Annotated in this window: 18 protein-coding genes; 6 read left to right on the forward strand and 12 right to left on the reverse strand. The window is 64.5% G+C overall.

Annotated elements, in window-relative coordinates; genetic code table 11:
- Window positions 1–194 precede the first annotated feature (194 nt).
- From KUV26_RS12660 to KUV26_RS12700, 9 genes are all read right to left on the reverse strand, one after another.
- Entirely contained in the window at window positions 195–1,637 is a 1,443-nt protein-coding gene (locus KUV26_RS12660) for an amidohydrolase family protein (protein ID WP_222508603.1), read from the reverse strand.
- A complete protein-coding gene (locus KUV26_RS12665; protein ID WP_222508604.1) occupies window positions 1,634–3,124 on the reverse strand; it encodes an amidohydrolase family protein in 1,491 nt (496 codons plus the stop codon). The genes KUV26_RS12660 and KUV26_RS12665 overlap by 4 nt, the downstream gene beginning before the upstream one ends.
- Entirely contained in the window at window positions 3,124–4,323 is a 1,200-nt protein-coding gene (locus KUV26_RS12670) for an amidohydrolase family protein (RefSeq protein WP_222508605.1), read from the reverse strand. Before KUV26_RS12670 ends, KUV26_RS12665 begins: the two co-directional genes overlap by 1 nt.
- A gap of 7 nt (window positions 4,324–4,330) precedes the next feature.
- The gene (locus KUV26_RS12675) at window positions 4,331–4,954 is read right to left on the reverse strand and encodes a flavin reductase family protein (protein WP_222506310.1); all 624 of its coding nucleotides are present in this window, start codon (window positions 4,952–4,954) and stop codon (window positions 4,331–4,333) included.
- On the reverse strand, window positions 4,954–6,048 hold the full coding sequence (locus tag KUV26_RS12680) for an ABC transporter ATP-binding protein (protein WP_222508606.1): 1,095 nt from the start codon (window positions 6,046–6,048) through the stop codon (window positions 4,954–4,956). Before KUV26_RS12680 ends, KUV26_RS12675 begins: the two co-directional genes overlap by 1 nt.
- On the reverse strand, window positions 6,045–7,037 hold the full coding sequence (locus KUV26_RS12685) for an ABC transporter ATP-binding protein (protein ID WP_222508607.1): 993 nt from the start codon (window positions 7,035–7,037) through the stop codon (window positions 6,045–6,047). Before KUV26_RS12685 ends, KUV26_RS12680 begins: the two co-directional genes overlap by 4 nt.
- Before the next feature lie 11 nt (window positions 7,038–7,048).
- Window positions 7,049–7,981 (reverse strand): ABC transporter permease, encoded by a 933-nt coding sequence (locus KUV26_RS12690; protein ID WP_222506313.1) that lies wholly within the window; start codon window positions 7,979–7,981, stop codon window positions 7,049–7,051.
- 12 nt (window positions 7,982–7,993) lie between these two features.
- Window positions 7,994–8,962 (reverse strand): ABC transporter permease, encoded by a 969-nt coding sequence (locus KUV26_RS12695; protein WP_222506314.1) that lies wholly within the window; start codon window positions 8,960–8,962, stop codon window positions 7,994–7,996.
- An 87-nt stretch (window positions 8,963–9,049) separates the two neighbouring features.
- Complete coding sequence (locus tag KUV26_RS12700) at window positions 9,050–10,630, reverse strand: ABC transporter substrate-binding protein (RefSeq protein WP_222508608.1); 1,581 nt, start codon at window positions 10,628–10,630, stop codon at window positions 9,050–9,052.
- 191 nt (window positions 10,631–10,821) lie between these two features.
- On the opposite strand from KUV26_RS12700, the gene KUV26_RS12705 reads away from it, so the two are divergent.
- Window positions 10,822–11,550 carry a GntR family transcriptional regulator gene (locus KUV26_RS12705; RefSeq protein ID WP_222506316.1) on the forward strand — a complete coding sequence of 243 codons (729 nt, stop codon included), beginning with the start codon at window positions 10,822–10,824 and terminating at the stop codon, window positions 11,548–11,550.
- Window positions 11,551–11,633: 83 nt separating this feature from the next.
- Here the strand turns inward: KUV26_RS12705 and KUV26_RS12710 are convergent, their stop codons facing one another.
- The 3 genes from KUV26_RS12710 to pcaQ form a co-directional block, all read right to left on the reverse strand.
- Window positions 11,634–14,273: a methyl-accepting chemotaxis protein gene (locus tag KUV26_RS12710; RefSeq protein ID WP_222508609.1), complete on the reverse strand. Its 2,640-nt coding sequence runs from the start codon at window positions 14,271–14,273 to the stop codon at window positions 11,634–11,636.
- Between the two features lie 247 nt (window positions 14,274–14,520).
- A complete protein-coding gene (locus KUV26_RS12715) occupies window positions 14,521–16,179 on the reverse strand; it encodes a transcriptional regulator (RefSeq protein WP_222508610.1) in 1,659 nt (552 codons plus the stop codon).
- A 318-nt stretch (window positions 16,180–16,497) separates the two neighbouring features.
- Window positions 16,498–17,424, reverse strand: coding sequence for a pca operon transcription factor PcaQ (gene pcaQ, locus KUV26_RS12720; RefSeq protein WP_222508611.1), 927 nt, complete (start codon window positions 17,422–17,424; stop codon window positions 16,498–16,500).
- Between the two features lie 86 nt (window positions 17,425–17,510).
- On the opposite strand from pcaQ, the gene pcaC reads away from it, so the two are divergent.
- From pcaC to KUV26_RS12745, 5 genes are all read left to right on the forward strand, one after another.
- Window positions 17,511–17,906: a 4-carboxymuconolactone decarboxylase gene (gene pcaC, locus KUV26_RS12725; protein ID WP_222508612.1), complete on the forward strand. Its 396-nt coding sequence runs from the start codon at window positions 17,511–17,513 to the stop codon at window positions 17,904–17,906.
- Window positions 17,903–18,640 (forward strand): protocatechuate 3,4-dioxygenase subunit beta, encoded by a 738-nt coding sequence (gene pcaH, locus KUV26_RS12730; protein WP_222508613.1) that lies wholly within the window; start codon window positions 17,903–17,905, stop codon window positions 18,638–18,640. The genes pcaC and pcaH overlap by 4 nt, the downstream gene beginning before the upstream one ends.
- Window positions 18,640–19,260, forward strand: a complete 621-nt coding sequence (pcaG, locus tag KUV26_RS12735) for a protocatechuate 3,4-dioxygenase subunit alpha (RefSeq protein ID WP_222508614.1) — start codon at window positions 18,640–18,642, stop codon at window positions 19,258–19,260. The genes pcaH and pcaG overlap by 1 nt, the downstream gene beginning before the upstream one ends.
- A gap of 11 nt (window positions 19,261–19,271) precedes the next feature.
- A complete protein-coding gene (locus KUV26_RS12740) occupies window positions 19,272–20,102 on the forward strand; it encodes a 3-keto-5-aminohexanoate cleavage protein (protein WP_222506323.1) in 831 nt (276 codons plus the stop codon).
- A gap of 129 nt (window positions 20,103–20,231) precedes the next feature.
- Window positions 20,232–21,152 carry a PHP domain-containing protein gene (locus tag KUV26_RS12745; protein ID WP_222508615.1) on the forward strand — a complete coding sequence of 307 codons (921 nt, stop codon included), beginning with the start codon at window positions 20,232–20,234 and terminating at the stop codon, window positions 21,150–21,152.
- Window positions 21,153–21,165 lie beyond the last annotated feature (13 nt).

Below are 21,165 nucleotides of genomic sequence, written 5' to 3' on the forward strand. Positions count from 1 at the left end.
CCGGCCAGCAGCAGATCGCTTGAACCGGGCATGCGGAGCGAGGCCAATTCGACCACCACAGGCGGTGCCGCCGCCGCTCCGCGGCGCGGCGCCACCCCGCGGCGGTTCTCTTCGGGCAACCGCGCAGCGCCGTAGCCCGTGCATAGCGTGGCTCAGTTACCCTTTTCACCTGTCCGGTTATTGTTCCGCGCCATTCACGCAGGGGGTTTTCCTTCCGGATTTTCCGCATTGCGCCAAAGGCACTCCGGTTCGAGCCGCAGAGCTTGCAGCCCGGCCCGGCTCACCGCCGCCCGCGCGGCTCCGGTTGCCTCCTCAATGACCGCTGCCGGATCCAGCGTTTGAGGCACGCGTCCCTGCAAGACAATCCGCCCGTTCGCGATAACAGTGTCTGCATCTGCGGCATTTGCGAAATGGGTGATGGCGTGCAGCGGCATGTCCGGCGGCGTCAGATGCGGTTTGCGCATATCCACCAGCACGATATCGGCTTTCTTGCCCGCTTCCAGAGAGCCGAGATCACGCTCCAGCCCCAGAGCCCGGGCTGCATCGATGGTTGCCATCTCCAGCACCTTGCCCGGCGGCAGCACAGAAGGGTTCCTGAAATGGCGGCGGTGGTAATGCATGGCCTGCGCCATGTGGCGGAACATGTCATAGCCGCGGTCCGGTGCCGATGCGTCCGAGCCAAGCGCCACCCGGATCCCCCGCGCGATCAGCTCGGGCGCCGGGCAGCGGCCCAGAATGGACATGATGGAACTGGGATTATGCGCAACTGCGGCACCGCTGTCCTCCAGCGCCGCGATATCTGCCGCGGTCAAGTCCACGCAGTGCGCCAGCAGGCTTAAGGGGCCAAGCAGCCCGAGGTCGCGGACATGGGCGACCGTCCCGTTGCGGTGCCCGTCCTGTGTCAGCAGGACCCCATGCTTTTCCCGCAGCGCGGCGACCGCACCGGCCATGCGGCGCACTTCCGTCTCAGGTGCAGCACTATCGTCCCCAGGCCCGTAAACCGGCATCACCAGGCAGATGCCGGTTCCGGTCTTCAGAATACTGTCATGCCGGGCGATGAGCTCCGCACTCACGTCCAGCTGATGTTCAAAGTTCACATCGACGGCAGCACCGCGGCTGTTGCGGTAGCGGCGGGGAAACGGCGGCCGCCCCGGCCCGACGGCCAGCATCGTGCGCAGCCCGCTTTCGCGCACCGCGGCGCAATAGGCATCGCCGTAGGCCGGATCATCGCTGCGGTAAATATCCGCCCCGCCGCCCAGCAGTGTGACACAGGTGGTGACCCCGGCCATCAGACGCTCCAGCAGCGTCAGACGCGCCTCTGCCGCCCAGAAGGCAACATCCGTACCCCCCGCATAAAGCGCCTCGCAGGCTTGGAACCAGGCCTGCGTGTCGCCGGCCCCCAGAGCACGGACAAGCCCATGCCCGGCGTGGGCGTGGCAATCAATCAGCCCGGGGATCGCGGTCATGCCGGTGGCGTCGATTATCTTGGCGGCGCCATCGGCCAGCGGCGCCACGTCAGCGTCGCGCCCGACCGCGGTGATGCGGTCGCCTTTAATGGCGATGGCCGCGTCCTCGATAACCCTGCGGTCCTCATCCACGGTCAGGGCTGTGGCGTGGCGGATCAGGATACTGCTCATGCAGGCGCCTTCCGCAGCGGATAGGCCGGGGCGAAGATCTCCTCCACCGGCGGATGACCGAAGGTGCGGTCGGGGTATTGCGCCACCAGGCTGTCGAAGCGGTGTTGCGCGCCGGCGCGCAGCCCGTCATGGTCGACACTGGGAATGATGCCGTCCTGCATTACGATGCGGCCGTCGATCACCACCGTGCGCACGTCACGGCCGGAACCGTTCAGCAGGACCGTCTGAACCGGGTCGATAACTTGCCCGATTGCCGGATCATCGAGACCTATAACGGTGATGTCGGCCCGTGCCCCAGGCGCCAGACGGCCGAGGTCGCTGCGCCCGAGCGCCTTGGCTCCGCCCAAAGTTGCCGCATCATACATGTCGGCTGCAGAGACGGCCTGCGGGTTGCTGTCTGCCATCCGGGCAGTGATAAGCCCCAGCTGCATGTTCAGGATCATGTCCGGCGGATGGGTGTCTGTCCCCATGCCGATGGTCAGCCCCGCGTCGCGGTAGCGTGCAAAGGATTTCAGTACCGCACCGCTGCGCGCCATCACCAGCGGGCAATGCGCCAGCGCAGCCCCTCCGTCCGCCAGGATCTCGAGGTCCGGTGCCTCGTACTCAATCCCGTTGACGCCCGACAGGAAGGTCAGATGCGGCAGGATCGCGCGCGGCGACAGGAAACCGATGTCCCGCAGCCATTCCGGCGGGCTCTTGCCATGCATCCGCAGAACGCTTTCGTACTCGAAGGCGGACTGGCAGCAATGCAGCCGAACCGGCACGTCCAGCTCCCGCACTGCCTGTGCGGTACGCGACAACAATGTTTCAGTGCAGGTTTCAATCCGGTCCGGGGCCAGCATGGTCCGGATCAGCCCTCCTGCCCCGCCTTCAAAGCGCTCGCAGAAACGCGCTGCGTCGGCGAGGCCCTGAAGACCCCGCTGCTCGTCGAAATGGAACCCGATGCTGCCGTCTTCGGAGACATAGGTGTTGCCGCTGCGGTAGGCCGGGCCAAGATAGACCCGCAGGCCAAGCCCCTCCGCCGCCTCTGCCGCGCCTTCGAATTCGTCCCAGGTTTCGCCCCATTCGCGGTAGAACAGCGAAGCAATGGGCAGCGCAGTGGTGATGCCATTGCGGATCAGCCTGGTAAAGGCATAGTGCTTCTGCCAGCGCAGGTCCTCCGGCGTGTACATTTCGCGCGGGCCGTTTTCCATGTAGCTGTGCGGCCAGATGCGGCCCTTCTTCCAGGCCGGCTGATTGTCCAGGCCCAGAACCGTGGTGTCGAGGTCCGACAGCGCGTCCAGGTCGATGAACCCCGGCCCGACAAGCGCACGGCCGCAATCGATGCGCCGCGCCACCTCGCCTTCGAACCCGTGGCCCGCAAACAGGATGGCGCCGTCCTCGAACACTACCTCGCCGCGCGGCAGCAGCACATGCTGCCCGTTTTCATGACCGACCACCCAGTCGGCGGTTATCAAGGTGCGGCCTTGCTCCCTGGTTCCGGCCATCACGGCGCTTCCCGCAGGCTGCGGCCGTCGCGGGCAACGATGCGGCCCGCCTTCAGCACCAGCTTGCGCGGCGGGTGGGATACCACCGCATGCGTCACGGTCTCTGCCTCGACCAGCACCAGATCCGCCTGGCAGCCGATTTCAAGCCCGTAGTCCTCCAGCCCCATGACTTTGGCGCCGCCCCAGGAGCAGCACCACAGGGCATGTTCGACATCGCTGTCGGCGCGCAGGTTGTTGCGCTGGCCCAGCAGCATGGCGCGCTCCAGCATATCCGCATTGCCATAGGGCCCCCAGGTATCGCGGATTCCGTCGGAGCCCGCGCACAGGGTCACCCCGGCCGCCCGCAGATCCTCTGCCAGCGGCACCGGCCGGAACGGGGTTGCGACCGTCGCGATGTGAATCTGCGCCTCGGCCAGCTGCGCCACCAGCGCCCGGGCACGGTCGCGGTCCGGCATGCCCAGGCAGAAGGCGTGACTGACCGTCACCCGCCCCTGCATCCCCAGCGCCCGGGTGCGGTCAATGATCATCTCCATGCTGAACGCCCCCAGCTCGCTGGGTTCGTGCAGATGGATGTCGATGGGTTTCCCATGCTTTTCAGCCAGAGCAAAGACTGCGTCCAGATGCCCCTTCGGGTCGGCATCCATGCCGCAGGGGTCGAGACCGCCGACAACATCCGCGCCTCCGCGCAGCGCCGCATCCAGCAGTTCCAGCGTGCCGGGGCGCGTCATCAGCCCGGATTGCGGAAAGGCCACAATCTCGATATCCACCAGCCCGGCCAGCTCGCTGCGGGTGCGCGCTACGCCCTCGATGCCGGCCAGGCCGGTTTCGGTATCCACATCCACGTGGCTGCGGATCGCGGTCGAGCCATGCCCCAGCGACAGCAGCGCCTGGCGCATCGACTGCCGGTGCGGGTCGATATTCCATTCCTGGCGCAGGCGGCGTTCGGTATCGATCTTGTCGCGCAGGCTCGGCCCCGCCTGATGCGGGCGCCAGCCCATGCCCCACAGGGATTTGTCCAGATGGGTATGGGCCTCCACCAGCCCCGGCAGCAGGATCGCGCCGCAGCAGTCTTCCTCCGGCACGCCGGGCCGGGCCGCCAGATCCGGGCCGGTTTGCGCGATGCGCCCGCCCTCGATCAGCATGTCAGCCGGTTCCGCGCCGAACGGGCGCAGGTTTCTCAGCAGGATATCGTCGGTCATGCGTGCTTCAGCTCCCTGTTGCGGCAGTCAGTGTCTCGGTTGCGGTCAGCACGAACTGCCGGTCCGATACGATGTAGTTGTCCGCATGCAGCCGCGCGACCGGCTGATAGGCTTCGGGCCGGACATAGCGCCCCGCCGCATCCAGACAATTGTCGCGCACATGCATCTGCACCACTTCGCCCAGCACGATAGCACGGCGCGGGTAGTCGATGATCTGCGACACCCGGCACTCCATCGACGCGGGCGCCTCGGCCACCCGGCCCGGTGCGATCTTCAGCGACGGCACATGGCTCAGGCCGGTCTGTGCGACCTCGTCGACATCGTCGGGAAAACTGATGCCGCAGTCCACCATTTGCTGGGCGATTGCCATGTCGCACAGGTTGACGACAAATTCGCTCGACCGGCGGATATTGCGCATCGTCTCCTTCTCGGTGCCGTCGGGCCGGGCCTGAATGCCCAGGATCACGATGGGCGGATCCTGCGAGAACACATTGAAGAAGCTCATCGGCGCCGCATTCGGAGTGCCGTTTTCGCTATTTGTGGTCACCAGCGCTATCGGCCGGGGCGCCACGAAACTGCACAGCAGCCGGTAGCGGTCCTTCGGCGGCAGCGCCTCGAAATCGAACTCCATCAGGCAACCCCCCTTTCCGGCTGCCGCTGTGCGACCGTGCCCGTTCCTGTGCCTGCGGCGCCGCCTGCACCGGGCCGGGACCCGGCGGCCGGCTCGCCGGTCACCGCATGGCAGGCGACAACGGTGCCGCTGCTGCGGGCTGCCAGCGCGGGCGATTGCTCGCGGCAGCGCTGGGTGGCAAGCGGACAGCGCGGATTGAACGAGCAGCCCGGCGGCGGCGTGATCGGATTGGGCACCTCGCCAATCGCCGGTGCCCGGTCGCGGCGGCCCAGGCTGATATCGGGTACCGTATCCATCAGCAGCCGGGTATAGGGATGCTCCGGCGCGGCAAAGATCTGCTCTGCCGGCCCGGCTTCCACCAGACGCCCCAGATACATGACGCCGACGTAGTCGGACATGAAGTCGACCACCGCCAGGTCGTGGCTGATGAACAGGTAGGTCAGCCCCAGCTCATCCTGCAGGTCGCGCATCAGGTTCAGCACCTGGCTCTGCACCGAAACGTCGAGCGCCGAGGTGGGCTCGTCGCAGACCAGGAACTCCGGCTTCGACGAAATCGCCCGCGCGATGGAGATCCGCTGGCGCTGGCCGCCGGAGAATTCATGCGGAAACTTCTCGCCGTCGCGGGCCGAGAGGCCCACCATCTCCAGCAGGCGTCCGACCTCGGCCCGTTCCTCCTGCTTCGAGGAGGTGATGCCGAAGCTGCGCAGCGGCTCCGCGATGATGTCGCGCACCCGCCAGCGCGGATTGAGGCTGGCATAGGGGTCCTGGAAGATCATCTGGATTCGCTTGCGGAAGGCGCCGCGGTCGGCGGCGGCCAGCCTGGTCAGGTCGGTGCCGTCGAAAGTGATGCTGCCGGAGGTGGCGCCATGCAGCCCCACCACCAGCTTGGCGACCGTGGACTTGCCGCAGCCCGACTCGCCCACAAGGCTGAAGGTCTTGCCGCGCGGGATGTCGATGTTGAGCGCGTCGACGGCACGGAGCGTGCGGCGGCCCTTGCGCTCGATCAGCCGGTTGAGCAGCGGCGGGGACAGATCGAAGGTCTTGGACAGTCCCGTCAGCGAGACCAGCGGTTGGGTGTCGGTGGCAGAGCTCATACCGGTTCCTCCTGATAGAGATGACAGGCGACATGGCCGCCCTCGACCGGCAGCGCCGCCGGCTTGGTCCGTTTGCATTCCGCGAAAGCGCGGGGGCAGCGCGGGTGAAAGGCGCAACCCGAAGGCAGATCGGTCAGACGCGGCATCGCGCCATCGATCTGTGTCAGCCGCAGCGCGTTCGAGCCGACGCGCGGAATGGATTGCATCAGCCCCTTGGTGTAGGGGTGGCGCGGGTCGCGGACGACCTTCTCCACCGGCCCGATCTCGACCACCCGGCCCGAGTACATCACCGCCACGCGGTCGGCGGTTTCGGCGATCACCCCCATGTCATGTGTCACCAGGATCACCGCCGCGCCGCGTTCCCGGCACATCTTTTTCAACAGGTCGAGGATCTGTGCCTGAATCGAGACGTCGAGCGCAGTGGTCGGCTCGTCGGCGATCACCAGCGACGGCTCGGCGCAAAGCGCCAGGGCGATCACCACCCGCTGCCGCATACCGCCGGAAAACTGGTGCGGATACTGGTCGATCCGGGCCTCCGGGGCGGGGATACCGACTTCGGCAAGGCATTCGATGGCCCGCTTGCGCGCCGCCTCCTTGCCGAGGGACAGATGGGTCCGGATGGTCTGCACCAGCTGCTGCCCGACGGTCATCAGCGGGTTGAGGCTGGTCAGCGGGTCCTGGAAGATCGCGCCGATCCGCCGCCCGCGCAGCCGCCGCATCTCTTCCGCAGACAGCGTGTCGATGCGCTTGCCCTCAAACAGGATCTCGCCGCGGTCGATGCGGCCGGGCCGTTCCAGCAGGCCGGTGATGGCGGTGCCGGTCAGCGACTTGCCCGCGCCGGACTCGCCCACCATGCCGAGGATTTCGCCGGGGGCGAGGTCGAAGGTGATGCCGTCCACCGCCCGCAGCGGACCGTGCCGCGTGTCAAAGCAGATTGACAGGTCGCGCACGCTCAGAAGCGGCGAATTGGGGAAGGTCGTGGTATTCATCGTCATTCCTTTCAGCGCAGCTTCGGGTTCAGCGCATCGCGCAGCCAGTCACCCAGCAGGTTGACCGCCAGCACCAGTGCCACCAGCGTCAGCGAGGGGAAGATCACCACCCACCAGACACCCGAGAACAGGTATTCGTTGCCGACCCGGATCAGGGTGCCGAGCGAGGGGTTGGTGGGCGGCATGCCGACGCCGAGGAAGGACAGCGTCGCCTCAATCAGGATCGCCATGGCCAAGTTGATCGTGGCGATAACCAGCACCGGCCCCATCACGTTCGGCAGGATATGGCTGAACAGGATGGCAAAGGGTTTGCGGCCCACCAGCTGCGCCGCATAGACGTATTCACGGCTGCGCTCGACCATGGTGGAGGAGCGCACGGTGCGGGCGTACTGCACCCAGGTCGTCACGGTGATGGCAAAGACCAGCACGATCAGCGCTGCGCTGTCATGCATCTCCCGCGGCAGGGCGCCGCGCACGATGCCGCTGACCAGCAGTGCCACGAGGATTGTGGGAAAGCTCAGCATGACATCGGCGATGCGCATGAAAAACGCATCCACCGCGCCGCCGAAATAGCCGCTGACAAGGCCGACCACGATGCCGATCACCATCGCCAGCGCCACGCTCACGAATCCGACGGCGAGCGAGATCCGCGAGCCATAGAGTATGGCCGACAGCACGTCGCGGCCCTGGTTGTCAGTGCCGAGAAGGAACCGCGGATCGCCGCCTTCCGCCCAGACCGGCGGCAGCTCGCTGTCCCAAAGGCTCAGCGTCGAGACATCAAACGGGTCATGCGGTGCGATCCAGGGCGCCAGCAGCGCTGCAAGAAGGATGAACACGGTGACGGCAGAGGCCGCCACGGTGACATATGAGGTCCGGAAGCGATAAAAGAGATCGCTTTTCAGGAACGCCGTGAGGCGGGATTGGGGGGATGCTTCAAGTGCCATTTTGCGTCTCCCTTACGCCCGCACCGACAGGCGCGGATCGATGGCGAAGTAGAGTAGATCGACGATCATGTTGATCGCCACGAAGACCAGCGCGACCATCACCAGGTAGGCGGACATCACCGGGATATCGCCAAAGCTGACGGCCTGGATGAACAGCAGGCCCATGCCCGGCCACTGGAAGACGGTCTCGGTAATGATCGCAAAGGCAATCATCGCCCCCAGCTGCAAACCGACGATGGTGATCACCGGCATCAGGGTGTTGCCGAGCGCATGGCCGAAGTTCACGGCCCGGTTGGTCAGGCCGCGGGCGCGGGCGAACCGCACAAAATCGGAGCGAAGCACTTCCATCATCTCGGCCCGCACCAGCCGCATGATCAGCGTGACCTGGAACAGGCCCAGCATCACTGCCGGCAGGATCAGGGATTTCAGCCCGCTGACGGTCAGGAACCCGGTGCGCCACCATCCGATCTGCACTGTTTCACCGCGCCCGAAGGACGGCAGCCAGTTCAGCCAGACCGAGAACACCAGGATCAACAGGATGCCGGTCACGAAGGTCGGCACCGATATGCCGATCAGCGAGATGACGTTGAGCATATTGCTCAGCACCCCCTTTGGATGCAGCGCCGCGTAGATGCCCATCGGCACTCCCAGCAGCAGCGCAAAGACGGCGGCGGCAAGCACCAGCTCCAGCGTTGCGGGCAGGCGCTCAGCGATCATTTCGGCAACCGCACGCTTGTTGCGGTAGGAAATGCCGAATTCCCCCTGCACTGCGCCGGTGACGAAGCGGGTGAACTGAACCGTCACCGGCTGGTCGAGGCCAAGCTGCTCGCGCAACTCCTGGCGGTCCTCGGCAGAGGCGTTTTCGGGCAGCATGCTGTTCACCGGATCACCGATGAACCGGAACATGGAAAAGGCGATCAGGGCGACAGCAAGCATCACGATGACCGATTGGATCAGCCGCTTCAGAATGAAAGCGATCATTGGAGGGTCCTCCATTTGTCGGCTGTGGGCCGTGGTAAAAATGCGGGCCTGCACGCCGCAGCATGCAAGCCCGCCAGGCGGGGAGGATCAGTTGATCTTCGCGTACCAGAGCCGGGGTTTATTGTCGGCGGTGATCGGCAGATCGACGCCGTCGCGCACTGCCCAGGCCAGCGGCTGCTGGTGCAGCGGGATGATTGCCACGTCATCGCGGGCGATCTTCAGCGCCTCGCTCATCATCGCGGTGCGTTTGTCCGGGTCCAGCTCGACCGCCACCTTGGAGGTCAGCGCGTCGATGTCCGGGTTGGAATAGCGGCCCGGATTCCAGGCGCCCATCCGGTCGCTCGGCGTGTGCAGCAGCGATGACAGCACGCTGTAGCTGTCCAGCATCGGCAGCGTCGCCCAGCCCATCATGTAGATGTCCGACGATCCCGCCAGCAGCTTCTCGAAATGCTTAGATTTGGTCTGCGCCGTCAGCTTGGCCTTTACGCCGATCCGCGACCACATGGCGGTGATGGCCTGGCAGATCTCTTCATCATTAACGTAGCGGTCGTTGGGGCAATCTAGGCCGACTTCGAAACCATCGGCATAGCCGGCCTCGGCCAGCAGCGCCTTTGCCGCGGACAGGTCAGCCGGCGGCAAGACATCCAGCGACTCGTCGTATCCCGGCACCGGCGGCGCCACCAGAAGAGCCGCATTGCGGGACATGTCGCGCATGATCTTCTTGCGGATCAGCTCCATGTCAATGGCGCGCCACAGGGCTTCGCGCACGCGGCGTTCCTTCAGCGGGTTGCCGTCCGTCAGGTTGGAATTGTGCAGCGTGTCCTTCTGGTTCATGCCTAGCATGATGGTGCGCAGCGCCGGGGCAATGATCACCGATGCCCCATCCGAGCGGTCGATGCGATCGATATCCTGCAGCGGCGCGGGCGTGATGAAGTCCAGTTCGCCCGACAGGAGCGCAGCAATCCGTGTCGCGTCAGAGCTGATCGGGCTGAATTCGATCCGGGTCAGGTTATGCTGCGGCTCATCCCACCAGCCTTCATGCACGGTCAGAACAGTACGGGCATCGGGCTGGCGGCTTTCCAGCTTGAACGGCCCGGTGCCGTTGGAATTGGCGACTGCATAGTTTTCCCGTCCGCTGCGCATGTCTGCCGGCAGCAGGGCGTCATGTTCCTCCATCCACTCCCGGTCAAGGATAAGCATGTTCGTCAGGTAGTTCAGCACGATTGGGTCGGGCCCCGCCAGCACCAGGTCCACGGTATGATCATCGACCTTCTCGACGGATTCCATGCCGGGAATGTTGCTTTTCACAGGCGAGCTATCATGCGCCGCGCGCTCCAGCGAGGCAACAACGTCATCAGCGGTAAAGGCATTGCCGTTATGGAACGTCACACCCTCGCGCAGGGTGAAACGGATGCGGGTCGGCTCGATGAATTCCCAGGACGTCGCAAGCGCAGGCTCGACCTCGAGGTCCTGATTGTAGCGCACCAGCCCTTCATAGACGTGATTGAGGAAACCGATGGTGTTGCTTTCGGTCATCGAGTGCGGATCCATCGCCGCGATGTCGGTCGAGTCTGCCATCCGCAGCGTGTTGGCGCCAGCGGCCCCGGCCAGGACTGCCGCAAGGGCACCTGCTGCCAGTCCGGCTTTGAGTCGCGATGTGAAAGTCATTTCTATCTCCGTGTTGTAGCTGGGTTTGCCTGCTTCTTCCGGCAGTGCTAACAATCATCGTATACAATATTTGTCCGCATTCAAACATTTTCTTTCTAGACAAAATTGGTATACGTTTCCGGTGGATGGTGCCCGGCCACTGCAGGTTTCTTCAGCCCGGCGCGCGGCACCCGGTCAGAAAAGGTCAGGTCATGAAAGCTCGTAACGGGACGGAACCGACGACTGGAACTACCGATTCGGGCAACCCGGCCCGGGTCGACAGCAGCACGATCTACTCGCGCATTTTCGACGCCATCGTCGACCACAAGCTTCCGCCCGGAACACATCTGAAGGAAGATGAACTGTGCGACCTGTTCGGCGTTGGACGCACGCGCGTGCGCTCCGCGCTGTCGCGCCTGGCCGCTGATCATGTCATTGAACTGGTCGCGAACCGCGGCGCATTTGTCGCCAGTCCGTCAGTCGAAGAGGCCCGCGAAGTCTTCCGTGCGCGGCGGGTTATCGAGGGACACCTGATCCGCCGTGCCGCAGAACGGCGGAATCCTCCGATGCAGCAAGCGCTTACTGAACACCTGCACGGAGAGCATACCGCCAGAGAGGCGGGCGACACGGCTCAGGTTATCCGCCGCTGCAGCCGCTACCACCAGCTGCTGGCAGACCAGGCAGACAGCCCCATAATGGCCGGTTTCATCCGGGAGCTTATTGCCCGCTCATCGCTGATCGTGGCGATCTATGAAAAATCAAAACCGGACAAATGCGAGATCGACGAGCACCGCCTGCTGTCCGACCTCGTCCTGGCCGGCCGTGCCGATGAGGCAGCCGCGCTGATGGACCGGCACCTTCAGGGGATCGAAGACCGCCTAGATCTGAAGCGCGAAAGCGGAACAATTAACGCGCTGTCCCAAAGCCTCGGGTTCAATTGAAGCCCGGCCTTTGAAGCGCTCTGGCCGCAATCCGCCGGGAAAGCGGGACGGCCAGGCTTTTCCCTGCCGAAAGCAGAGCGGCGTCAGGCCTGCAGCCGCCAGTTTTCCTCGCCGTCTATCTCCGCCTCTTCCACCGCCGTATTGGTGCGGAAAGCGCCAAGCGCACCAGCCATGGCCTGAGCCTCCTTAGACAGGCCGTGACTGGAGGACGTAACCTCCTCGAACAGCCCGGCATTGCGGGTGGTGGCGTCATCCAGGTTGGCCATCGCCGAATTGATCTCCTGCAGGCTGCCGGATTGCTCCGAAGACGCTTGCGAAATGGTCTGCATCAGGTCGGCTGCGCTGGCGACGGATTCAGAGATTTCGCCGATGGCCGCACGGGTCTGCTCGACCAGATCCGCGCCCAGTTCTACGTTCTGGCCTGCCTCCGCCACCAAGGCGGCAATTTCGGTCGCCGCTTCCTTGGAACGGTGCGCCAGGGTGCGCACCTCGGAGGCCACCACCGCGAAGCCCTTGCCGACAGTGCCTGCGCGGGCGGCTTCGACCCCAGCATTCAGCGCCAGCAGGTTGGTCTGCTGGGCAATCGCCTCGATCATGCCGATGATGCGGGAGATCTTATCGGAACTTTCCTTGATCGCCTCCATGGCGCCATAGGTCCGCTTAACCACTTCGATGCTGTCGGCGGCATTGCGGCGGGCCGCTTCGACTGAGGCAGCGGCCTCACCCGAGGCCTGGGCAGTTCCGGTGATCGAAACCGAGAGCTGGTTCACCGCGGCCGCAGTGCCCGCCAGGGTCTGCGCAGTGCGTTCAGAACGCTCCGACAAGTCATGGGAGGCGGCGGAAATTTCGGTGCTGACCCCGGCAATGGACTGGCCGTTGGCGCTGAGGCTGCGGACAGAGGCCTCGAGCTTTTCCAGCGCGGCGTTGAAATCGTCGCGCAGCTTGGCATAGCCCTCGCCCATATCTTCGTGAATGCGGATGGTCAGGTCGCCCTGGGACAGCCGCTCCAGCCCGTTGCCGATGGCGGTCACCGCAGCGGTCTGTTCGGCCAGCCGGGCATTGCGCTCCTGTGCGGTGGCGGCTTCGGCCTCCGCCTTTTCGACCAGCCCATCGCGGAACACAGACAAGGCATTGGCAATGCGGCGGATTTCTTCGCTGGAACGGTCATAGCCGGTGACCGGCTGCAGGTCGCCCGCAGCCAGGCGTTCGGTGGTGCCGCTGATGCTGGCCAGCGGCCGCAGGATGAGCACCCGGGTCAGGATCAGGGCCATCACGAACACCCCGGCGGAAACCGCCGCCAGGAGCTGCAGCTGCCGCTGGGCCGCAGTCACATCGGCGGCCAGCCCGTCGGCAATCGAGGCGATTTCCAGCTGGCTGTCATTACCAAGGCCAGTTGCGCGGCGGGCAAATTGCAGCACGGCCTCCACCGTCGCCTCGGAGGCGGCGGCCGCTTCGGCGGCGGCCTCCAGCGCCGCGACCTTGAACACCGGCAGTCCCTGAACAGGGTCAGCGAGGGCAATCATGCCCTCCAGTTCCTGCGCAAAGACGCCTTCGCCAAAGCCGGTATAGCCCTGCAGCGCCGCCGCGGCTTCCTGCAGCGGAACGGCGGCAGCATTGGCAGCCTCGATGCTATGGGCCGCAGCCATGTCCAGTGCGGCAACCTGGAAGGCGCTGGTCCAGCCGTTGATTTCCAGCAGGCGCAGCAGCACGCCGACCTGATTGTCAAGCAGCCCCTGAATGGCGGTGCGGTTGTCGGCGCTGGCCTGGGTTGCAGCCACCGACAGGGTGAACACCATTCGCTCCATCGCCTGTGTCAGCGGACGCACGCTGGCATTGCGAGCGCTCAGAACCTCTTTGCGGCTCTCCTTCAGCTCCTGACGGCTGGCTGTCAGAGTATAGCGGAACAGCTCAACACCTTCATGCACCTTCTTAGCGCGGAACGCATCCAGCCCAAGCTCTTCAAGTCGGCCCATAACAGGTTCCAGCCGTTTCAGGGCATCAGATGCCATTTTCTTCAGCGCCCGTTTAGTGGGCACATCGCGCACGTGGCCAAGCGCCAGCGCGGCACCCGACAGGATGCTGATGTCGGCGCGGGCCTCCAGCAGAATCTGCAGGCTGCCGAACTGCTGTTCGACAAGGTTGTTCAAGACCTCATCCACCTGGATGATGGTTTCTTCGCCGCCGTCCATCAGACTGTCGCGCGCCTCGGCCGCCACCTTCACAAGCTTTTCCTGCACCCTTTGGCTCAGGGTCTGCAGGTCGGCAGTCTGCGTGTCGATCCAGGCCTGATTGCGGAATGCCGCCTGACGCGCAGCCAGCAGGTTGTTGAGCCGCTCCGAGGCGGCAGCGGACTCCGGCGCGAATTGCTGCTGTTCCGCGGCGGGCAGTTCCGACACGCTCCCTTCGAGCGTCGCAACTGCGGCAGCCGCCGCCGCCTCCGCCAGGGCAAGTTCCTCCACCGAGCCGGCCTGCAGTACGCCGATCATTGCGTTCTTGGCCTGCCCGGCAGCGTTGACCATTCGGGTGCTGAGTTCGAGCTGCGGAACCTTCTCACCAGTCAGCACCTCCATTTGACGGCCGGTCTGGGCAAAGACCAGAGTGACGAGTATGCCGCCAGCCGCCGCTGTCGCCCCCATCGCCATCAGGATCAGCGTAATCTTGGCGCCGATGCTGGAAAACAGGCGGAGCCTGCGTTTCGCCGGGTTGTCTTTCTTCGAACTCATTCCATCACCCAAGTCTTCTGCCCGCATGCCGCGTCCGGGGTGACCGCCGCCGGAGGAAGCCATGGCATTCCAAGTGGCGCAGGCCCGCGGTGCGCTACGGCCTGCTTCTCCCCTACAGAAGGGACGCAAGTCGTAAAGAAAGGGTGAGAATGAGGCGGATTATCCCGCGCATTTTAACGGTCCGCTTGCGCAGGCCGCCGCACTCCCTGCAGCCGCCGACGCAGATTTCGTCAATCCGGCGCGCGGGTTACTCCGGCACGCCCGCCTGCCGCAGCGCGCTGGCCCATTCCCGGCCTGCCGGGCTCATCGCAGCCGGATTGTCGCGCTGGAATTGCGACAGGCAGAACTCGGGCGCGGCCTCCAGCAGCTTTTGAACGGTGCTGCGGGCCTCCGCGTCCTGGCCCGACATCTGCAGCGCAATCGCTTTGGACCGCAGCGGCACCGGGAAGGACCGCTTGGCCTCAAGAGAGCGGTCCGCCAGTTCAATGGCCCGCCCGTAGTTGCGGGCGGACAGGTTCGCGAGGGCCGAAAGCGCATCGAAGTAATAACACTGCGGCCCAAGCGGCGTCAGCCGCCGGGCGGCATCGGTCATCTGCACTGCCTCGTCCGGCATGTCCTGATAAGCCAGCGTCGCTCCCTTCAGCAGCAGGGCCAGCGCCTCGTTCGGATTGTCGCGCAGCGCCAGATCGTAGGCGTCCAGCGCCTGGTCAAAGCGGAAGGTCAAATGGCTGGAGATGAGCCCCTTGAGCGTATGAGCAAGGGAAAAGCCGGGCGCGGCCTCAATTGCGGCTTCCGCCATCTGGCTGGCCTTGCGGCAGTCATCCTCGCGGTTCCGGGACAGTCCGCGTTCGACCCGCATCACATGCCAGAATCCCGTCCAGGTCAGCGGCAGCGCATGGCCGCGCTCGCGCTCCAGAAGATGGGTCAGGATGCTGTAAGCCTGCTGGAACTTCTGCACCTCCATTTCCTGCATCAGGGAGATCGCCGCCATCAGGAGGGTGTGGCTCTCCAAGTTGCGCAGCGGCTGGAAATCCGCCAGCCGGACAGCCTCTCCCGCGGCTGTCTGGCCGATCTGCAAGGTGGCATTGCGCAGAACCTTGCTACGGCCTTCCATCAGATTGTCCAGGGCTCCCTCGAAGCAGCGGGACCAGATCACTTTCTCGCGGACTGCATCATGCAGGTCAATTTCGGCATGGAACCGGCCGCCGCCGCTGCTAACGGTCCCTGACACCAGATAGTCCGCGCCCGCCACCGAGGAGACTTCCGCCGGGCGCACGGTTTCCGGGTTAAACTGGCGGGACGCGAGAAAGGAGGTGACGGAAAACGCCCAGCTGCGCGACAGGTAGCGAGACAGCTCCTCTGACATGAGCGACCCCAGCGGTGCGGTTGCTTCCCCCGGAGCGCGGTGCGCGAACGGCAGCACCGCGATAGAGGGCAGCAGCCCGTCCAGGATCACCCGCCCCGGCGATGTGCCGCCTAACGGTGCCTGGGCTGCGGGCCTGCGGGAGAACTCCGCCCGGGCTTCCGCCAGCCAGGCGTTGAACACCGCCTCATGCGGCAGTTCAAAGCCCTCCATGAATTCGGCATTTCCGGTACAGCTGTCCAGCTCCGCGCGGGTCAGGTCCAGAATGACGCGTTCGCGGTTGGCGTAGAGCAGCTTGGCCGCTTCCGGCCCCAAGTGCCGCCGCAAGGTCGACAGCGCGGTACGCAGGCTGGCCTTGGCCTGTTCCGGCTGAGCCAGACACCACAACGTCTTTTCCAGAAAAGCCCGTGTCCGGATCCCGCCTTCGGCCGTCGACAGCAGAGCGACCAGCGCCTGGTGCTTGGCGCCGAGCTGCACCCCCGTACCGTTCGCATGAAAGACGCCAAAAGCACCGAACCGTCGAATCTTCAGAAGGACAGTCATCCGCCACCTCACTCAACCCATGATACATTCAAAATTAAAGCACCGTTATTATGCACACCTTTAGGTTGTTTTGCAATCACAGATTGCATCCAGTTGAATTTGCACCAAATCCGGCACTTGGAAAAGTCTTTCGATAGGGGCAACATTGTTTAAAGATAAATGGTTAGCCTGAAGCTGGTGCGAAAGATGAAATTTTCGTCCAATTCGCCACTTCTTTTCCCGGCAGTCTCCCGCGCTACCTCTAAAACACGCAAAGCGAGAATTTCGCCATCAGGTGCGCCGGTGGCACCATCCGCGGCTGCCAGCGTATTGACCCGGCTATGCCAGCCCCTGCCCTGCACATGTGCTTCGCAGTGCTTCGCAGAACCGTGCTGCGGCCGGTGACAGCCGATGTTCCAAGCGGGCACAGAAACCCACGGGGCCAAGGGTGCTGGCAGTGTTCATGGGCAGAACCGACATCGTGCCCGCAGCGAGATCCGGCCGCACCACGCCATGGCTGATGACCCAGATGGCCTGATGCGCCAGCACAAAACGCCGCCCGAAGCTGGAAGACACGGTCTCCACGGGATAGCGCGGCAGCGCCAGTCCCTGCTCCAGAAACATTCGCTCCACCAACGGCCGGATGACCGATCCATCCGAAGGCATCAGCACCGGGTAGTCCTCGAAGGCTGCAGGCGGGAGGTGGCTGGCCCCGGCCAGCGGATGCCCGCGGGCGGCAACAGCAACGACACGTTCACGGTAAAGCGGGTCAAACCCGATCCCCGCCATGGTTTCCGGCGCAGGCATCCGGCCTACCACCACATCCAGCCTGCCCCGGCGCAGCTGGTCGATCAGGTACTGGTTGTCGCCGGACATGACCATGAACCGGCCGGGCGCGCCGCTGCGCCTCAGCTGCGCCAGCGTGTCCGGCACCAGATCGGCAGCCACCGTGGGCAAGGCTCCGATGGCAACCTGCGGCCCCTCGGCCTCATCCATGCCGCGCAGCAGCGCCACCCCGTCCCGGGCCAGCGCCAGGCTGCGGCCGGCATGGTCGCGGAACAGCTCCCCATAGCTGCTGAGCCGGATGCCGCGGCCGTGTTTTTCAACCAGCGGCTTGCCGCAGACCTGCTCCAGCTCGCGCAGGGCCCGGGTGACCGCTGGCTGCGTCATGCCCAGCGCCTCTGCGGCCTGGGTGACGCTCATCTTGCGGGCCACTTCAACGAAAACCTCAAGATGACGCAGTTTCAAAACTGACGAAAGACGCATATCGGTTCGGTTATTATTAAATGCCTGTTTCAAGATTATACAGACCACTTGCGGTATGCGATACTCCCCTGAAGAGGGAGGCCGGAATGACGCAAGACCGATACGACCGCGGCATGCAGGTGCGGCGCATGGTGCTGGGCGATGCCCATGTCGACCGGGCGGAGGCCGCCAAGACCCCGCTGGACCAGCCGTTTCAGGAGCTGATTACCGAAGGCGCCTGGGGCACGGTCTGGGCATCGGACCGGATCAGCCTGCGGGAACGCTCGATGCTGACGCTGGCGCTGCTGGCGGCAACCGGCAATTTTGACGAGATCCCGATGCACATCCGCGCCACTGCCCGCACCGGCGCCAGCCAAGAGGATGTGCTGGAAGCCTTCCAGCATGTGGCGATCTATGCCGGGATGCCGCGGGCCAACCGCGCTCTGAAACTGGCCAAACAAACCTTTGCCGAAATGGAAAGCGAGGAAGGGGAAACCCCATGACCAAGCCACCGCAGCCAGGGGAGTTCTATCAGAGGGACCGGCGCTGGCATCCGCCCGCACTGTCGCGGGACTACAAGACCTCGGTCACACGCGCGCCGCAGTTTCCGCTGATCAGCCTGGAAAACACCGCCAGCGAGATGACCGGCCCTGTGTTTGGCCGCAACGACATTGCTCCGGCCGACAATGACCTGCTGACGAACTACGCTCAGCCTGGCGAAAGTCCGGTAGGAGAGCGCATCATCGTGCATGGCAAGGTGCTGGACGAAAACGCCCGCCCCGTGCCTAACACGCTGGTGGAGATCTGGCAGGCCAATGCCTCCGGCCGCTACCGGCACAAGAAAGACAGCTACCGCGGCGCGCTGGACCCGAATTTCGGCGGCTGCGGGCGTACCCTGACGGACGGGAACGGCTGCTACCGCTTCCGCACCGTGAAGCCCGGCGCCTACCCCTGGCGCAACGGGGTGAACGACTGGCGGCCTGCCCATATCCATGTCTCGGTGTTCGGCACCGGCTTTGCCCAGCGCCTGATCACCCAGCTGTATTTTGAGGGCGACCCGCTGATTGCGCGCTGCCCGATCGTGAACACCATCCCGGACCCGGAGGCGGTGCAGATGCTGATTGCGCGGCTCGACATGAACGCCACAATCCCGCTGGACACTATCGCTTACCGCTTTGACATCGTATTACGCGGGCGGCGGTCCACCCTGTTTGAGAACCGGCTGGAGGGGAACTGATGCCGCAGCGTCTCGACTATCTGAAGGAAACCCCCTCGCAGACGGCCGGTCCTTACGTCCATATCGGCCTGGCCCCCGGCGCGGCTGGTTTTGAGATCTACGATCAGGAGCTCGGCTGGGATATTTCTGGCCCCAACGCCAAAGGAGAGCGCATACGGGTCGAAGGCATAGTGACAGACGGAACCGGCTCTCCGGTCAAGGACGTGCTGCTGGAGGCCTGGCAGGCGAATGCGGAAGGCGTCTATGCCCACCCCGGGCATTCAGGCGAGGTCGAGGAGGGTTTTCGCGGCTGGGGCCGGGTGATCACCGATTTCGAAACCGGGGAATGGGGGTTCGATACGGTGAAACCCGGGGCTGTCATGGGCCGCAACGGGCAGATGATGGCACCGCATATCAGCCTGTGGATCGTCGCCCGCGGCATCAATGTAGGGCTGAACACCCGGATCTATTTCGAAGATGAGGCTGAGGCCAACGCGGCCGACCCGGTACTGAATGTGATAGAGTGGGAACACCGCCGCGCCACTCTGATCGCCAAACGCGAGCTGCGGGATGGTCTGGCCGTCTACCATTTTGACATCCGCCTGCAGGGCGGGGATGAAACCGTGTTTTTCGATATCTGAAAGGGAAATCCATGAGCAAACCCTGCATCATCTGCGTTGCCATTACCGGCTCGGTCCCGACCAAGGAAAACAACCCCGCGGTGCCCGTCACCATCGAGGAACAGATCGAAAGCACCCAGGAGGCATTTGAGGCCGGCGCTGCGATTGCCCATTGCCATGTGCGGAACAAAGACCAGACGCCGACCTCTGACCCGGAGAAGTTCGCCCGGCTGATGGAAGGGCTGCAAAAACACTGCCCCGGCATGATCATCCAGCTGTCGACCGGCGGCCGCTCTGGCGCCGGCCGCGAGCGCGGCGGCATGCTGCCGCTGCGCCCCGACATGGCGTCGCTGTCTGTCGGCTCCAACAATTTCCCCACCCGGGTCTACGAGAACTCTCCCGACCTGGTGGACTGGCTGGCATCCGAAATGCGCACCTATGGGGTGAAGCCGGAGATCGAGGCCTTTGACCTGTCGCATATTCATCAGGCGGTGAAGATGAACCGCGAGGGGCGCATTCCCGGCAAGCTCTACGTGCAGTTCGTGATGGGCGTGAAGAACGCGATGCCGGTCGACAGGGATGTGTTTGATTACTACGTCAAGACCATGCGGCGGCTGGCGCCCGAGGCCCAGTGGTGCGGGGCGGGCGTGGGGCCCGGGCAGATCCAGGTCAACGAATGGTCGATCGCTGCAGGCGGCCACACCCGCACCGGGCTGGAGGACAACATGCGGCTGGACCGCGAGACGCTGGCCCCCTCCAACGCCGCGCTGGTGAAACGCGCGGCCGAACTGTGCGAGAAATACGAACGCCCCGTTGCAACCTGGCGGCAGGCCCGCGAAATACTGGACCTGCGGCCCGCCTGACTTCCGGTCGTGCCCCCCGGCGCTATGCTGCTCCGGAGGGCCAGCTTCACGAAACCCGAACAAATCCGTCACAATTCTTTTGCCTAGCAAGCGTAGCAGCCGGTCAAACTGAACTGGAGAGACTGCCCTATGCTGCAACCCGCCTTTGCCGCCCCCGGAGAGTTCTTCCGCGGCAATCTGCACACCCATTCCAATCTTTCGGACGGGGTTCTGGACCCGGCTGAAGTCTGCCGCCGCTACAAGGCCGAAGGCTATGACTTCATCGCGCTTACCGACCATTTCGTCGGCTGCTACGGCTATCCGGTGACCGACACCTGTGAATTCCGCGACGCGGTTTTCACCACTCTGCTTGGGGCCGAACTGCACTCCGGCACGATGGAAAACGGCGAACTGTGGCACCTGCTTGCGGTTGGCCTGCCAGAGGATTTCGCTCCGTCGAACTCCCCCGGGTTCGACCCGGTGGACGGCCAGGAAACCGGCCCGGAACTGGCGCGGCGCGCCCGCGATGCCGGTGCTTTTGTCGCCGTTGCCCACCCACACTGGTCGGGGATGACCCTGGCGGATGCCCGGTCGGCCGAAGCCGCCCACGCGGTAGAAGTCTACAACCACGGGTGCGCCACGGAATACGGCCGCGGCGAAGGCTTCCATGTGGCGGACCTGCTGCTGTCAGAGCATCGCGATCTGACGCTCATTGCCACCGATGACGCCCATTTTGCGGGTCCCGACCATTTTGGCGGCTGGGTCATGGTCAAGGCCGAAGCGAACGAACCGGAGCTACTGCTGGAAGCCCTGAAGGCCGGGCATTTTTATGCCTCGCAAGGGCCTGAACTGAAAGCAGTGGCGCTGAACAACGGCCATATCGACGTCGCCTGCTCTGCTGTCTCCACCGTGATCGTGCAGGGGCATGGCTCCGCAGCGGTGTCACAGCACGGCACGTCGCTGACCCAAGCCCGCATCCCGCTCGACCGCTTCAAGGAGAGCCCGTGGCTGCGGGTCACGGTAATCGACAGGAGCGGCAAACAGGCCTGGTCCAATCCGGTCTGGCGCTAAAGCCGGAAACGCT

Source organism: Leisingera daeponensis, from assembly GCF_019801465.1.
Taxonomy (GTDB): Bacteria; Pseudomonadota; Alphaproteobacteria; order Rhodobacterales; family Rhodobacteraceae; genus Leisingera; species Leisingera daeponensis_A.

Coding starts and splice junctions, on each gene's coding strand:
- KUV26_RS12660 (WP_222508603.1), bottom strand. CDS start 1,637: ATGAGCAGTATCCTGATCCGCCACGCCACAGCCCTGACCGTGGATGAG.
- pcaC (WP_222508612.1), top strand. CDS start 17,511: ATGACGCAAGACCGATACGACCGCGGCATGCAGGTGCGGCGCATGGTG.
- KUV26_RS12740 (WP_222506323.1), top strand. CDS start 19,272: ATGAGCAAACCCTGCATCATCTGCGTTGCCATTACCGGCTCGGTCCCG.
- KUV26_RS12685 (WP_222508607.1), bottom strand. CDS start 7,037: ATGAATACCACGACCTTCCCCAATTCGCCGCTTCTGAGCGTGCGCGAC.
- KUV26_RS12675 (WP_222506310.1), bottom strand. CDS start 4,954: ATGGAGTTCGATTTCGAGGCGCTGCCGCCGAAGGACCGCTACCGGCTG.
- KUV26_RS12700 (WP_222508608.1), bottom strand. CDS start 10,630: ATGACTTTCACATCGCGACTCAAAGCCGGACTGGCAGCAGGTGCCCTT.
- pcaQ (WP_222508611.1), bottom strand. CDS start 17,424: ATGCGTCTTTCGTCAGTTTTGAAACTGCGTCATCTTGAGGTTTTCGTT.
- KUV26_RS12665 (WP_222508604.1), bottom strand. CDS start 3,124: ATGGCCGGAACCAGGGAGCAAGGCCGCACCTTGATAACCGCCGACTGG.
- KUV26_RS12695 (WP_222506314.1), bottom strand. CDS start 8,962: ATGATCGCTTTCATTCTGAAGCGGCTGATCCAATCGGTCATCGTGATG.
- KUV26_RS12705 (WP_222506316.1), top strand. CDS start 10,822: ATGAAAGCTCGTAACGGGACGGAACCGACGACTGGAACTACCGATTCG.
- KUV26_RS12680 (WP_222508606.1), bottom strand. CDS start 6,048: ATGAGCTCTGCCACCGACACCCAACCGCTGGTCTCGCTGACGGGACTG.
- KUV26_RS12670 (WP_222508605.1), bottom strand. CDS start 4,323: ATGACCGACGATATCCTGCTGAGAAACCTGCGCCCGTTCGGCGCGGAA.
- pcaH (WP_222508613.1), top strand. CDS start 17,903: ATGACCAAGCCACCGCAGCCAGGGGAGTTCTATCAGAGGGACCGGCGC.
- KUV26_RS12715 (WP_222508610.1), bottom strand. CDS start 16,179: ATGACTGTCCTTCTGAAGATTCGACGGTTCGGTGCTTTTGGCGTCTTT.
- KUV26_RS12690 (WP_222506313.1), bottom strand. CDS start 7,981: ATGGCACTTGAAGCATCCCCCCAATCCCGCCTCACGGCGTTCCTGAAA.
- pcaG (WP_222508614.1), top strand. CDS start 18,640: ATGCCGCAGCGTCTCGACTATCTGAAGGAAACCCCCTCGCAGACGGCC.
- KUV26_RS12745 (WP_222508615.1), top strand. CDS start 20,232: ATGCTGCAACCCGCCTTTGCCGCCCCCGGAGAGTTCTTCCGCGGCAAT.
- KUV26_RS12710 (WP_222508609.1), bottom strand. CDS start 14,273: ATGAGTTCGAAGAAAGACAACCCGGCGAAACGCAGGCTCCGCCTGTTT.